The sequence below is a fragment of the Stenotrophomonas sp. a6 genome (assembly GCF_030913325.1).
In the GTDB taxonomy this organism is placed as follows: Bacteria; Pseudomonadota; Gammaproteobacteria; order Xanthomonadales; family Xanthomonadaceae; genus Stenotrophomonas; species Stenotrophomonas maltophilia.
This window is the reverse complement of sequence record NZ_CP133161.1, coordinates 3,531,188-3,544,079: the sequence shown is the minus strand read 5'-3', so window position 1 is coordinate 3,544,079 and position 12,892 is coordinate 3,531,188. Positions and strand designations below refer to the sequence as shown.

11 protein-coding genes are annotated in these 12,892 nt (G+C 67.3%); 8 read left to right on the top strand and 3 right to left on the bottom strand.

The annotated features are described in order from the left end of the window. Positions 1 to 105 precede the first annotated feature (105 nt). Genes Q9Q79_RS16300 through Q9Q79_RS16290 form a run of 3 tightly spaced genes read left to right on the top strand, consistent with a single transcriptional unit; the run spans position 106 to position 2,223 of the window. Positions 106 to 471, top strand: a complete 366-nt coding sequence (locus Q9Q79_RS16300) for a BlaI/MecI/CopY family transcriptional regulator (RefSeq protein ID WP_012481135.1) — start codon at positions 106 to 108, stop codon at positions 469 to 471. Further along, positions 464 to 1,663 carry a TonB family protein gene (locus tag Q9Q79_RS16295; protein WP_201861705.1) on the top strand — a complete coding sequence of 400 codons (1,200 nt, stop codon included), beginning with the start codon at positions 464 to 466 and terminating at the stop codon, positions 1,661 to 1,663. The genes Q9Q79_RS16300 and Q9Q79_RS16295 overlap by 8 nt, the downstream gene beginning before the upstream one ends. Then, a complete protein-coding gene (locus Q9Q79_RS16290) occupies positions 1,660 to 2,223 on the top strand; it encodes a hypothetical protein (RefSeq protein ID WP_201861706.1) in 564 nt (187 codons plus the stop codon). The genes Q9Q79_RS16295 and Q9Q79_RS16290 overlap by 4 nt, the downstream gene beginning before the upstream one ends. 57 nt (positions 2,224 to 2,280) lie before the next feature. Here the strand turns inward: Q9Q79_RS16290 and Q9Q79_RS16285 are convergent, their stop codons facing one another. The 3 genes from Q9Q79_RS16285 to Q9Q79_RS16275 all read right to left on the bottom strand — a co-directional run bounded on the left by Q9Q79_RS16285 (position 2,281) and on the right by Q9Q79_RS16275 (position 4,772). After that, positions 2,281 to 3,081: an MBL fold metallo-hydrolase gene (locus Q9Q79_RS16285; RefSeq protein WP_201861707.1), complete on the bottom strand. Its 801-nt coding sequence runs from the start codon at positions 3,079 to 3,081 to the stop codon at positions 2,281 to 2,283. Positions 3,082 to 3,092: 11 nt separating this feature from the next. Further along, positions 3,093 to 3,911 carry a S1/P1 nuclease gene (locus tag Q9Q79_RS16280; RefSeq protein ID WP_012481131.1) on the bottom strand — a complete coding sequence of 273 codons (819 nt, stop codon included), beginning with the start codon at positions 3,909 to 3,911 and terminating at the stop codon, positions 3,093 to 3,095. Between the two features lie 231 nt (positions 3,912 to 4,142). Beyond that, the gene (locus Q9Q79_RS16275) at positions 4,143 to 4,772 is read right to left on the bottom strand and encodes an OmpW family outer membrane protein (RefSeq protein ID WP_005410839.1); all 630 of its coding nucleotides are present in this window, start codon (positions 4,770 to 4,772) and stop codon (positions 4,143 to 4,145) included. Positions 4,773 to 4,963: 191 nt separating this feature from the next. Between Q9Q79_RS16275 and gap the strand changes: the two genes are divergently transcribed. The 5 genes from gap to Q9Q79_RS16250 all read left to right on the top strand — a co-directional run bounded on the left by gap (position 4,964) and on the right by Q9Q79_RS16250 (position 12,678). Next, positions 4,964 to 5,968, top strand: a complete 1,005-nt coding sequence (gene gap / locus Q9Q79_RS16270) for a type I glyceraldehyde-3-phosphate dehydrogenase (RefSeq protein WP_005414333.1) — start codon at positions 4,964 to 4,966, stop codon at positions 5,966 to 5,968. 125 nt (positions 5,969 to 6,093) lie between these two features. Continuing rightward, entirely contained in the window at positions 6,094 to 8,751 is a 2,658-nt protein-coding gene (locus tag Q9Q79_RS16265) for a DUF2339 domain-containing protein (protein WP_201861708.1), read from the top strand. Beyond that, the gene (locus Q9Q79_RS16260) at positions 8,748 to 10,124 is read left to right on the top strand and encodes a DUF3999 domain-containing protein (protein WP_111189049.1); all 1,377 of its coding nucleotides are present in this window, start codon (positions 8,748 to 8,750) and stop codon (positions 10,122 to 10,124) included. Before Q9Q79_RS16265 ends, Q9Q79_RS16260 begins: the two co-directional genes overlap by 4 nt. A gap of 728 nt (positions 10,125 to 10,852) precedes the next feature. After that, positions 10,853 to 12,028, top strand: a complete 1,176-nt coding sequence (locus Q9Q79_RS16255; protein ID WP_012481128.1) for a phosphoglycerate kinase — start codon at positions 10,853 to 10,855, stop codon at positions 12,026 to 12,028. Continuing rightward, positions 12,025 to 12,678: an HAD hydrolase-like protein gene (locus Q9Q79_RS16250; protein ID WP_012481127.1), complete on the top strand. Its 654-nt coding sequence runs from the start codon at positions 12,025 to 12,027 to the stop codon at positions 12,676 to 12,678. Before Q9Q79_RS16255 ends, Q9Q79_RS16250 begins: the two co-directional genes overlap by 4 nt. The last annotated feature ends 214 nt before the right edge of the window (positions 12,679 to 12,892 follow it).

Sequence of the window (12,892 nt, the reverse complement as noted above, 5' to 3'; positions counted from 1 at the left end):
CGGGAGGCATCGATGCTGGCGCAGCCAGGATGAACCTGGAGTCGAGGGGCTTGACAGGCGATTCGATTACGCGCGTAATCGGTTCATCGATTACGGACGTAAACAATGACTCCGATCAGCGAAGCCGAAGCCGTTGTGATGGAGGTGCTGTGGCAGCAGGCACCGCGTAGCGCCGATGAAGTGGTCGCCGCACTGGCCCACCGCGACTGGGCCGAACCGACCATCAAGACCCTGCTCAATCGTCTGCTGACCAAGGGCGCGATCGCCGCCGAGCGTGATGGCCGGCGCTACCTGTACCGGCCGCTGCTGCAGCGCCAGGCGTGGGTGGAGGCGCAGAGCCAGGACTTCATCGGCCGTGTCTTTGAAGGGCGCGTTGCGCCGTTGGTCGCGCACTTCAGCGAACGCGGCCAGTTGAGTGCGCAGGACATCGCCGAACTGAAGAAACTGATCCAGGAGCTGGACCATGACTGAGCTGCTCGACGGACTGTTGCAGGCCAGCGTGTGGCTGGCGGTGGGCGCGGTCCTGCTGGCGGTGATGCGGCCGCTGTTGGTGCGATTGGGGGGCGCTGGTCTGGCATACCGCAGCTGGTGGCTGCTGCCGATGCTGCTGCTGGCACTGATGCTGCCGTTGCCGCAGGTTGCGTTGTTGCAGCAGGTACCCACGCTGCCGCTGAAAGTGCTGCCCGGTGCCATTGATGGCGCGGCCGGCCAGTCCTTGCCATGGGCCGGGTTGTTGCTGGCATTCTGGGCCGTGGGCACGGGCCTCCGCCTGCTGCGTGACCTGCGCGCGCAGCGTCGATTCGAACGGCGCATGGGTCCACTGACGCCGCGCACCGATGGCAGCTGGCAGGCCAGCGGCGACCCGGGTCTGCCAGCGCTGGTTGGCCTGTGGCGGCCGCGCATCGTGGTTGGCCCGGAATTCGATCAGCAGTTCAGCGCGCAGGAACAGGGCTTGATCCTGCAGCACGAGCGCAGCCACCGTCGCAATGGCGACCACTGGGCCAACGGCGCGCTGCTGCTGGTGCGCGCGCTGTTCTGGTTCCACCCGTTGCTGCCATGGGCCGCACGCCGCTTCCTGCGCGACCAGGAACTGGCCTGCGATGCCCGCACCATCGGCCCGCAGCCTGCGCTGCGCGGCCTCTACGCCAGCACGCTGCTGAAGGCGCAGCTGGTCCACCCGGTTGCGCCCGCGGTCTGCCATTGGCGCAGCCAACCCGTGTTGAAGGAGCGCATCGCCATGTTGAAGCAGTCCAAGCGGAAGGCATTGCCGTGGGTGTCGGGACAGGTACTGGTGGTCGGGTTGTGCCTGGGAATGGGAGCGGTGGCGTGGGCCAGCCAGGGCGGAGGCGTGGGAGGCCCGGCAGGGTCCGTCATGGATCGGGAGATCCAGGTCGACAAGATGCCGCCGCCGTCCTATCCGAAATCTGCGGTCGAGCAGCGCCAGGTGGGCGTGGTGAACCTGCGCGTGGAAGTGGATGCCCAAGGCCATCCCACCGACGTCCAGGTGCTCAGCGCCACCAATCCGGGGGTGTTCGATGCTGTCTCGATTGCTGCGGCGCGCAGCTGGACCTATCGGCCCGCAGTGAAGAACGGCAAGCCGGTGGCCGGTGCCGTGCGCGTCCCGATTACCTACGCCATGGATGACACCGAGGACACGAAGTGAAGCGAGCGCCGCTGCTGATGATGGCGGTGCTGCTGGCGGCATGTGCAACCCAGGATCGCCTGACCACGGCCGATACCCGCAGCGAGAATGTCGGTCACCAGCGTCTGCGACCCGATGCGGGGGGAGGGACCGGTCAGATCCAGCCCTACGCACTGGCCGCCAGCGAAGGCTACCGCATGCCACAACTGCATACGGCACCGGACCCGGTAGTGGGCGAGCGTGATCCACGCACCTCGCTGCCGCCGACTACGGTCTGCCTGCAGGTGGTGGTGGATGCGCAGGGCAGCGTTGAGCGCAGCATCCCGCTGACCGACCGCAGCGAATGCAGTGCGGGTGAGGCACCGGAGAATGCGCCCTTGCTGCAGGCAGCGCAGGAGGCGGTTGCCATGTGGAAGTACTCGTCCGCCGCAGTCTGTCACTTCGCGGCAGGCAAAGTGCCGGCTGATCGCGGCGACTGCCGCAGTGCCGAGCGGGTCGAACCGGTGGCCGTCACCCTGCAGTACGCCTTCACCTTCGAGGTCGTGAAGGGCCGGCAGACGGTCCGCATGCAGGGAAAATGATCGCGCGTGATGCCGGGTAGCGCCGGGCCATGCCCGGCCAGTACAGCGGCGCGTATATCAGGCGCCGCCCTGGATGTTGGCCTTCACCGCCGGTTGCATCAGCGCCGGTTCGGCCAGCGTGGCATCGCGTGCCTGTCGCACGCTGACGAACGCCGCCTCGGCTACGCCCTCATGCACGTGGATGTTGTGCGCGCGCTGTTCGCCGATGGTGGTTTCGTTGGCGAAATCACGGCCGCCCGGACCGTAGTCGTGGCAGACGAATACGCGGGTCGCATCGGGCAGGGCTAGCAGGCGCTGGATCGAGCGGTACAGCTGCGCGGCATCACCACCGGGGAAATCACAGCGGGCAGTGCCGCCGTCGGGCATGAACAGCGAGTCGCCGGTGAACAGCGCATCGTCGATCAGGTAGGCGATGCTGTCGCTGGTATGGCCGGGCACGGCGATCACCTGGCAGCGCAGTTCGCCCAGAGCGAAAGTTTCGCCGTCGCTGAACAGGTGATCGAAGATTTCATCTGCGGCAGGAAGCTGCAGGCCATAGCGTGGTGCAAACGTTGCCTGTACCGCGCGGATGCCTTCGCCGATGGCCAGCGTGGCCTGCGGGAAACGGTGCTTCAGGCGGCGCCCGGCCGACACATGGTCAGCGTGGGCATGGGTTTCCAGCAGCCAGCGCAGCTGCAGGCCGTGTTGCTCGATGGCCTGCAACGCGGCATGCAGCGGCGCTTCACTGCTGGCGTCGGTATCAGGGTCGTAGTCCAGGACCGGGTCGATCAGCGCCGCCTCGCCGCTGGCCGGATCGCTGACCAGATAGCTGAAGGTGTTGCTGTCACGGTGGAAGAACGACTGCACCTGGACCGACATCGGAGCTCTCCTCAGCGCGTGCCGAGCACGCGGTTCAGCAACTGCGCCAGGTTCTCACCGGCCAGTCGCAGCTGCGCTTCGGCCAGCGGCCGGTAGCGCTCGGTGTATTCGTCACCGATTTTACGCGTGGCCGGATAAACGCCAGCTTGCATGGAAATGCGGCAGCTGGCCTCGGCCCACGTCTGCGGGTCGCGCTGCGGGTTGGACTGGCGCGCCAGTTTCGGCGCGCGCTGGCTCTGCAGCAGCGGCAGGTAACCCGCGTCGTCCAGCTTGCGGGTGTTGAGCATGCCGCTGTCCCACAGCGAGTGCAGGTTGGTACCGCGGTTGCCGAACTGCAGCTGGAAATCGTTGCCACCCTTGTCGTGCGCGTAACCGGCGTGCATCGGCTGATGGATGTCGCCGACCAGGTGCACGACGAACTTCAGCGCCTGCAGGCGCTCGCCATCGGTCAGGCTGCGGTCGCCGAGGATGGTGCTCTGTGCCTTCAGGGCCTCGACGATGCAGTTGCCGTTCCTGCAGTGCTTCGGTGCTTCGTAATGGCAGTTGTCTTCGGCGATGTTGACGTAGTGCCAGCCGGCCGAGCGACGGCCCAGGCCCGGATCCTTGGCACGCAGCTGGTCGGCCCAGGGGGCGATGCTGGCCAGCGTGGCGTCCGGTTCGGTGGCCAGCAGGCGGTCCACTTCTGCGCGGGCAGTGGGGTTGAGGCGGGCGTCGGCGACTTCGGCGACAAGGCGGTGGCCTTGTGCGCCCCAGGCATGGGCCGGGGCGGAAGCGGACAGCAGGGCCGGCGCCAGGGCGGCGGCGAGGAACAGGGAATGCAGGGCTTTCATGTGCACATTCTAGCGGGGTAGGTGGATTGAAGAGCGGCGCGTTCCTGTTCCGAAGCGGGAGCGCAGCGGAGGCGCGGCGTGTCCCGGCTCTGCTCCCCGCCTCGCCCCAGCTCCGGAACCGCTTCAGTCCCAGGCACAAAAAAGCCCCGGCAATCACCGGGGCAACATGCTGCGAGGGTTTTGCGTATGGCGGGGGAGCGGGGGCGAAGCCCCCGCGCCCAACACACCGCTTTAGAACTTGAAGACGTACGAAGCGCCGTAGACCAGCGGATCGATGTTGACCGTACCGATCTTCTCGCCGTTCAACTTCACCTTGCTGTCGATGTCGATCCAGCGCATGTCCACACGCAGGGCGCCCTTCTCGCCGATCGCGAAGTCGATGCCCGCATGCGCGGCCAGACCCCACGAATCCTGCAGCTTCAGCTTGCTGCCGGCCAGCGCACCGGTGGTGTCTTCGCTGAAGAAGGTCGTGTAGTTCACGCCCGCGCCGACGAACGGCGAGACCTTGCCCTTGCTGTTGAAGTGGTACTGCAGGGTCACCACCGGCGGCAACTGCTTGGTGCTGCCGACGCGGCCGAGGCCATTGATGTTGATGTCGTGCTTGAACGGCAGCGCGGCCAGCACTTCGATGCCCAGGTTGTCGGCAATGAAGTACTCGCCGGTGATGGTCGGCTTGACGTCGTTGTCGACGTCGACCTTCAGCGTGTGGCCGGCCAGCCAGCCGTTGTTCGACTTCGGCGCCACCTGGTGGACGCCGGCCGAGACGGTCCAGTCGCCCTTGGACTGGGCCATGGCCGGGGCGGCGGCGAGGGACAGGGCGGCGGCCAGGCCGGCCAGGATCAGGGGGGAGGTCTTGCGCATGGGGGGGATCTCGTTGCTGGGTGGATGGCGACAGTCTCGGCCTCACGCCGTGCTAACGCTTTGATCCGGATCAAATCCTGTCCGCCGGCCCTCTGGCCCGGGCGCTGGCCCACGGTGGCCAGCCCCGGTTTGCTAGACTTGTGGGCCCTATCCATCCCGCCGCACCCGTAGCGGCCGCAGGAGCTTGAGAAATGGCAATCAAGGTTGGTATCAACGGTTTCGGTCGCATCGGGCGTAACGTCCTGCGCTCGGCGGTGCTGAACTTCGGCGACGACATCGAAATCGTGGCCATCAACGATCTGCTGGAGCCGGACTACCTGGCGTACATGCTCAAGTACGACTCCGTGCACGGCCGCTTCAAGGCCGACGTGGCAGTGCAGGGCAACGACCTGCTGGTCAACGGCAAGAAGATCCGCCTGACCCAGGAACGCGACCCGGCCAACCTGAAGTGGGATGAAGTCGGTGCCGACGTGGTGCTGGAAGCCACCGGCCTGTTCCTGACCAAGGAAACCGCGCAGAAGCACATCGATGCCGGCGCCAAGAAGGTCATCATGTCGGCGCCGTCGAAGGACGACACGCCGATGTTCGTCTACGGCGTGAACGACAAGACCTACGCCGGCCAGGCGATCATTTCCAACGCCTCGTGCACCACCAACTGCCTGGCCCCGCTGGCCAAGGTCATCAATGACAAGTGGGGCATCAAGCGCGGCCTGATGACCACCGTGCATGCGGCAACCGCCACCCAGAAGACCGTCGATGGCCCGTCCAACAAGGACTGGCGCGGTGGCCGTGGCATCCTGGAGAACATCATCCCGTCGTCCACCGGTGCGGCCAAGGCCGTCGGCGTGGTCATCCCGGAACTGAACAAGAAGCTGACCGGCATGAGCTTCCGCGTCCCGACCTCGGACGTGTCGGTGGTCGACCTGACCGTCGAACTGGAAAAGGAAGCCACCTACGCCGAGATCTGCGCGGAAGTGAAGGCACAGAGCGAAGGCCCGCTGAAGGGCATCCTGGGCTACACCGAAGACAAGGTGGTGGCCACCGATTTCCGCGGCGAAACCTGCACTTCGGTGTTCGACGCCGACGCTGGCATCGCCCTGGACGGCACCTTCGTCAAGCTGGTCACCTGGTACGACAACGAGTGGGGCTACTCGAACAAGTGCCTGGAAATGGCCAAGGTCATCGCCGCCAAGTAAGGCCGGCGAAGATCGCACACGGACCCCGGCCTGGCCGGGGTTCGTCGTTTATGGGGCCGGCCCTGTCGTAGCATGGGCCGGTCGACCGCTGCCGCTGGGGCGCGGGAACGCTATGGAAGCACGCAATGGAAGCACTGATTGCCCTGGTCGTACTGGTCCTGCTGGCCATCCCGCTGCTGCTGGGGGTGGCGCTGGTGATGATTGCCGGCCTGCGCCGCCGCGTCGCCGCGCTGGAAAGCGCCATGGCTGCCGCGCCGGTCGCCGCCATGCACGCGCCTGAACGGCCTGCGGCCCCCCCTGTGGCCAGTGCCGATCCACCGTTCCTGCGGCCGGTGGCGGCTGCTGCACCGCCTCCGCCTCAGCCAACGCCGGTGCGCGAAGCGGTGCCTGCGGCAACGGAGGCGCCGCGCGCGATCGCACCACCGCCGGTGCCACCCGCGCCGATGCAGCCACCGTTGCCTTCCGGACCGGCGCTGCCGAACTTCATCGAGCGCGGCATTGGCGCGGTCAAGCGCTGGTTCACCGAGGGCAACGTGCCGGTGAAGATCGGCATGCTGGTGCTGCTGGCCGGTGTCGCTGCGCTGCTGAAGTACGTCAGCGACCAGGGCTGGCTGGTGCTACCGATCGAGCTGCGCCTGGCCGGTGTCACCGTCGGTGCACTGGGCCTGCTGGCGTTCGGCTGGCACCAGCGCGAGCGCCGGCGCCTGTTTGCGCTGGCCTTGCAGGGTGGTGCCATCGGCGTGCTGCTGTTGACCATCTTCGCGGCCTTCAAGCGTTTCGAGCTGATTCCGCCGGGCTTCGCCTTCGTCAGCTCCATTGCACTGGTGGCCGCGCTGTGCGTGCTGGCGGTGGTGCAGAACTCGCGCACGCTGGCGGTGCTGGGCATCCTCGCCGGCTTCATGGCACCGCTGTGGCTGTCCACCGGCAGCGGCAACCACGTGGGGTTGTTCAGCTACTACGCCGTGCTCAACGCCGGCATCTTCGCCATTGCCTGGTTCCGACCGTGGCGCGCGCTGAACCTGCTGGGCTTCGCCTTCACCTTCGGTATCGGCACGTTCTGGGGCGTGCTGCAGTACGCGCCTGACAAGTTCAGCAGCACCGAGCCGTTCCTGCTGCTGTTCTTCGCCTTCTACCTGCTGATCCCGTTGCTCTACGCACGCCGGCAGCCCGCCGGGCAGCGTGACCTGGTCGATGGCAGCCTGGTGTTCGGTACGCCGTTGGTCGCGTTCTCGTTGCAGGCGGGGATGCTGTACCAGCAGCCGATGACGCTGGCGCTGTGCGCACTTGGCCTGGCCGCGATCTACGCGGCGCTGGCGTGGGCGTTGATCAGGCGCGCGTCGTACACCGTGCTGGCGCAGTCGCACGCGGTGCTGGCGGTGGGCTTTGCCACGCTGGCGGTGCCGCTGGCCTTGTCGGCGCGGGCCACCGGCGCGGTGTTCGCGCTGGAAGGCGCCGGACTGGCCTGGTTGGGCCTGCGCCAGAAGCGCTGGCTGCCGCAGGTGTCCGGCGCGCTGCTGCAGATGGGCGCTGCGTTCGCCTTCGTGGCCGGTGGCGATCACTGGCATGAGGACCTGCGCTTCCTGATCAATCCGACTGCCATCGGGGCGCTGCTGCTGGCCCTGGCCGGCTTCGCGTCGGCCTGGAGCTACCAGCGCAGGTCACGCCACGAGATCGCCCTGGTCTACTACCTGTGGGGCCTGCTGTGGTGGCTGGGCGGCATGGTGCATGAGATCACCCGCTTCTTCCCGTACCGCACCGAAGTGGACGCGTTGCTGGTGCTGGCCGCCGTCACTGCCTGGCTGGCCGCCGAAATGCAGCGCCGTCAGCCGGCACGCGCACTGGGCGTGACCGCGCTGGCCATGCTGGCGCTGGGCTTCCCGCTGGCGCTGATGCAGAGCGACGCGCACCATCAGCCGTTCGCCGGCTACGGTGCGCTGGCCTGGGCGGTGTTCGCGGTGATGGGCGTGCGCACGCTGCTCTGCCTGCGCCAGGGGGGCGATAGCGTGGCGCGCATCGCGCAGTTCCTGTGGTGGCTGTTGTGGCCGTCTCTGCTTTCGCTGCTGGCCCTGTGGGGCGGTGGCGAGGCCGGTCTGGCACAGGGCTGGACCACGTTGCTGGTGACGGTGCCGTGGCTGTTGATGGCGGCGCTGTCGCTGTGGCGCTGGAATGCGCTGCGCTGGCCGCTGGGTGCAGCGTTCGATCGCGTGCGCCAGCCGCTGCAGTGCGTGCTGTTCGGCCTGTTGTCGATCGGCTGGCTGTTCGGACAGCTGCTGCCGGGCGATGCTGCGCCGCTGCTCTGGCTGCCGGTATTGAATCCGGCCGAGCTCGGACAGTGGCTGAGCCTGTTGCTGCTTGCACGCTGGCTGTACAGCGATCAGGCGCCGAAGACCCTGTCGGGAATCCGCATGCCGCTGCTGTCACTGGCAACGTTCGTCGCGCTGACCAGCGTGGTGCTGCATGGCGTGCATCAGTGGGGCGGCCTGTCGTGGAGTGCGTCGATGATGCGTTCCAGCCTGGCGCAGACCAGCCTGACCGTGCTGTGGAGCGTGCTCGGCGTGATTGCCTGGGTGTGGGGATCGCGCCGTGGCCAGCGCGTGTTGTGGATGGTCGGTGCCGTGCTGATGGGCGTGGTGCTGGCCAAGCTGGTCATCGTCGATCGCCAGCACCTGGGCAACCTGCTGGGCATCGCATCGTTCATCGCCTACGGCCTGCTGTGCACGGTCGTGGGTTATCTGGCACCGGCACCGCCCAGCGCGGCGCCGTCCGTGGAGGAAAAACAATGAGGAAGTGGAGCAGGGCGCTGCTGCCGGCGATGTTCGGCATGCTGGCCGCCGTCGCGGTGCAGGCCGCCGACTACCGCACGCAGTACGCCGAGCAGTGGCCGTTGACGCTGTCCAGCGCACAGTCCGGTGCGTACAGGGTGGTTCTGGAGCCGGCGATCTATCGCCGTGCAGGTGCCGCAGACCTGGGTGACCTGCAGGTGTTCAACGCCGCCGGCCAATCGTTGCCATCGGCATTGCTGGCGCCGGACCAGCCGCTGGCACAGCCGCCGGTGCAGCGTGAGCTGCCGTGGTTCGCGCTGCCGCCGCTGGCCGAAGCACAGCGCAACGATCTGCAGTTGCTGACCGAGCGCGATACCGATGGCCGTGTCCGTCGCGTCGAAGCACGCGTGAGCGGCGGTGCGGCAGCGAACGGGCAGGGTGGTTGGCTGATCGATGCCAGCGTGCTCGGCCAGCAACCGTTGGCGGCACTGGTGCTGGACTGGGCTGACAGCGGACAGCCGTTGCAGGCGCAGGTGCAGCTGGATGCCAGCGACGACCTGCAGCACTGGCGTCCGATCGGGCGTGACATCCCGCTGGTCGACCTGCAGCGTGCTGGCAAGCGCCTGCTGCAGCGCCGCCTGCAGGTGGACGGCGAGGCGCGCTATCTGCGCGTGCTGGCGCAGGGCGATGCGCGCCTGCCGACGCTGCGCAGCGTGCTGGCCGAGCTGCCGCCGGCGCCGGCCACGCTGCCGTGGGAGTGGCTGTCGCTGGAACCGACCTCGAAGGGCAAGGGTGAATACACCTTCGAACTCGACGGCCGTTTCCCGGTAGCGCGCGCGGATGTGGCCAGCACCGACAACAGCCTGGTGCAGTGGACGTTGTTCAGCCGCGATGACGAGAGTGCGGAATGGCAGCGCCGCAGTGCGCCATGGATTGCGTACCAACTGCAGCAGGGCGCGCAGGGCCAGCGCCAGCAATCAGCGGCCCAGCCGCTGGGGGGCGTGCATCGTGACCGCTACTGGAAGCTGGTGGCGAACCCGGCGGAAACTGCGACCGCACCGACCCTGCGCTTGGGCTACCAGCCGGAAGTACTGGTGTTCCTGAGCCAGGGGGCAGCACCGTATGCACTGGCAGTAGGCAGCGCGACCGCGCGCCGCATGGAAGCGCCGATCGGTGTGTTGATCGAGGAACTGCGGCAGCGCAATGATCCGTCGTGGCAGCCGACGCTCGCGCGCCTGGAGGGCAGCCCGGAGCCGCTGGCCGGTGACGCGGCGCTGAAGCCGCAGCACGATTGGAAGGCGTGGTTGCTGTGGGCGTTGCTGGGGCTGGGTGTGTTGATTGTTGGCGGCCTGGCGGTCAGCCTGCTTCGGCAGAAGCCGGCGCCTTCGGCGTAGGTTGCGGCGAACGGCGCAGCCCCTCGTGGGTGGGGGTGGTCGTGCAAAGCAAAAGCAGCGCTTGGCCGGGCGGGGCGGGTTCGCGGGGGACGCCGCAAGTACGTCCTTGTAGGCTTGGCAGCCGCATCCATGCGGCTGACACCCCCGCGAACCCACCCCGCCCGGCCTCTGACAGTTTCCGGTTGCTTCCACCCACGGAAGAGAAAGAAGAAGAGCAAGAGCAAAGCAGCTTCGCTGGGCGCTTCTTGTAGAGCCGAGCCCACGCTCGGCTGCTCTCCGCGAAATCTCCAGCCGAGCATGGGCTCGGCTCTACAGAACAGCGGGGCCCTCGGGGTCAGATCCGTTTTCCGCAGGAAAACGGATCTGACCCCTTCTTTCTCCATCCGACATCAGAAACCGCTCTTGCCTTTGCCATCCGCTCCGTCACATGAACCTGTCGAGGCCGGGGCGGTGCGGGTTGGCAGGGGTGTCAGCCGCATGGATGCGGCTGCCAAGCCTCCACGGACGGATTCACGGCGTCCCCTGCCAGCCCGCACCGCCCCGGCCCACTCACGGCACCACGAACCGCCAGCGCTTTGGCTCTGGCTGTGCTGTTGCTGTTGCTGTTGCTGCTGCAGTTGCAGTTGTGCCTCTGTCTGCCACAGGCATGGACCCTCCCACCACCCGCACCCGATACAATGGCCGCCTGCCGCATCCCGGCATCCTGTCCCCGAGCCAAAGAGTTGCCCATGTCCATCGTCCGCATGACCGACCTCGACCTCTCCGGCAAGCGCGTGCTGATCCGCCAGGATCTGAACGTGCCGATCGAGAATGGCCGCATCACTTCCGAACAGCGCATCACCGCTTCGCTGCCGACGCTCAAGCGCGCGCTGGAGCAGGGCGCGGCGGTGATGGTCACCTCGCACCTGGGGCGCCCGAAGGAAGGTGTTTGGAGCGAAGCCGATTCGCTGGCGCCGGTGGCCCAGCGCCTGTCCGAGCTGCTCGGTCGCGAGGTTCCGCTGGTGCGCGACTGGGTCGACGGCGTCGAGGTCCAGCCGGGCCAGCTGGTGCTGCTGGAAAACTGCCGCATGAACGTCGGCGAGGGCAAGGACGATGAAGCCCTGTCGAAGAAGTACGCCGCCCTGTGCGATGTGTTCGTGATGGACGCCTTCGGCACCGCGCACCGTGCGCAGGCCTCCACACACGGTGTCATCCGCTTCGCCCCGGTTGCTGCCGGTGGCCCGCTGCTGATGGCCGAACTGGACGCGCTGGCGCAGGCGCTGGATGCACCGGCCAAGCCGCTGCTGGCCATCGTGGCCGGCAGCAAGGTCAGCACCAAGCTGGAACTGCTGGCCAACCTGGTCGGCAAGGTCGACCAGCTGATCGTCGGTGGTGGCATCGCCAACACCTTCATCGCTGCCGCCGGTTACAACGTCGGCAAGTCGCTGTACGAGCCGGACCTGCTGGACACCGCGAAGAAGATCGTGGCCGATGCCAAGGCGCGCGGCGCCGACATCCCGCTGCCGGTGGACGTGGTGACCGCCAAGCAGTTCATGCCCGACGCGGTCGCCGAGGTGAAGGCAGTCGACGCCGTTGCCGAAGATGATCTGATCCTGGACATCGGCCCGCAGACCGCGGCGCAGTACGCGCAGCTGATCGACAAGGCCGGTACCGTGGTCTGGAACGGCCCGGTCGGTGTGTTCGAGTTCGAGGCCTTCAGCAAGGGCACCGAAGCACTGGCCCGCGCCATCGCCAGCTCCAGGGCGTTCTCCATCGCCGGTGGCGGCGACACCCTGGCGGCGGTCGACAAGTTCGATATCGCCCAGCAGGTCAGCTACATCTCCACCGGCGGTGGTGCGTTCCTGGAGTTCCTGGAGGGCAAGACCCTGCCGGCGGTGGCCGCACTCGACGCGCGCGGCGCATGAGTGCCGGGCACAGCAAGGATGTCCTGTTCTTCGACCTGGACGGCACGCTGATCGACTCGCAGGTGGGCATCACCGCCTGCATCGCCTATGCGCTGCAGAAGATGGACCATCCGGTGCCGCCGCAGGAGACGCTGCTGGGCTGGATCGGTCCTTCGCTGCGTACCACCTTCACGCCACTGTTCGTTGAACCAGCGCGGGTGGAGCAGGCGGTGGGCTATTACCGCGAGCGTTTCGACGCCGAAGGCTGGCGGGAACACACGGTGTACCCGCAGGTGGAAGACACCCTGCGCACGCTGCATGGCCGAGGCCACCGCCTGGCGGTGGTCACCGCCAAGAACGAGCCGCATGCGCGCCGCATCCTTGCGCACCTGCCGTTTGGCGGGCTGTTCGAGGAGATCGTCGGTTCGACCCTGGACGGCTCGCGCAGCCACAAGCCCGAGCTGGTCGGGGAGGCACTGCGCCGCCTGCAACTGCAGCCCGCACAGTGCTGGATGATCGGCGACCGCCGCATGGACATCGAGGGCGCACGCCACCACGGCCTGCGCAGCGTGGGGGTGCTGTGGGGCTTTGGCGGTGAGGCCGAACTGACCGAAGCCGGTGCGGGCCAGCTGGCTCGCGAGCCGGCACAGCTGACGACGCTGTTGGCCTAGCCGCCCCGCCTGGAGAGCTGGCCCCACGCTCGGCTGATTGCGGCCAACGGCGCAGCCGGGCATGGGCCCGGCTCTACAGAACGCCCTGCGCCAGCGTATGTCCGGGTGATGTCCGATCCATGACCCGCGAAGTCAGGCAGCACAAGGCTGTAACCGTATACATGCGGCGTGAAGGATGTGCTAATTTCCGTTCTTTATCGGGAGAGGCCCATTC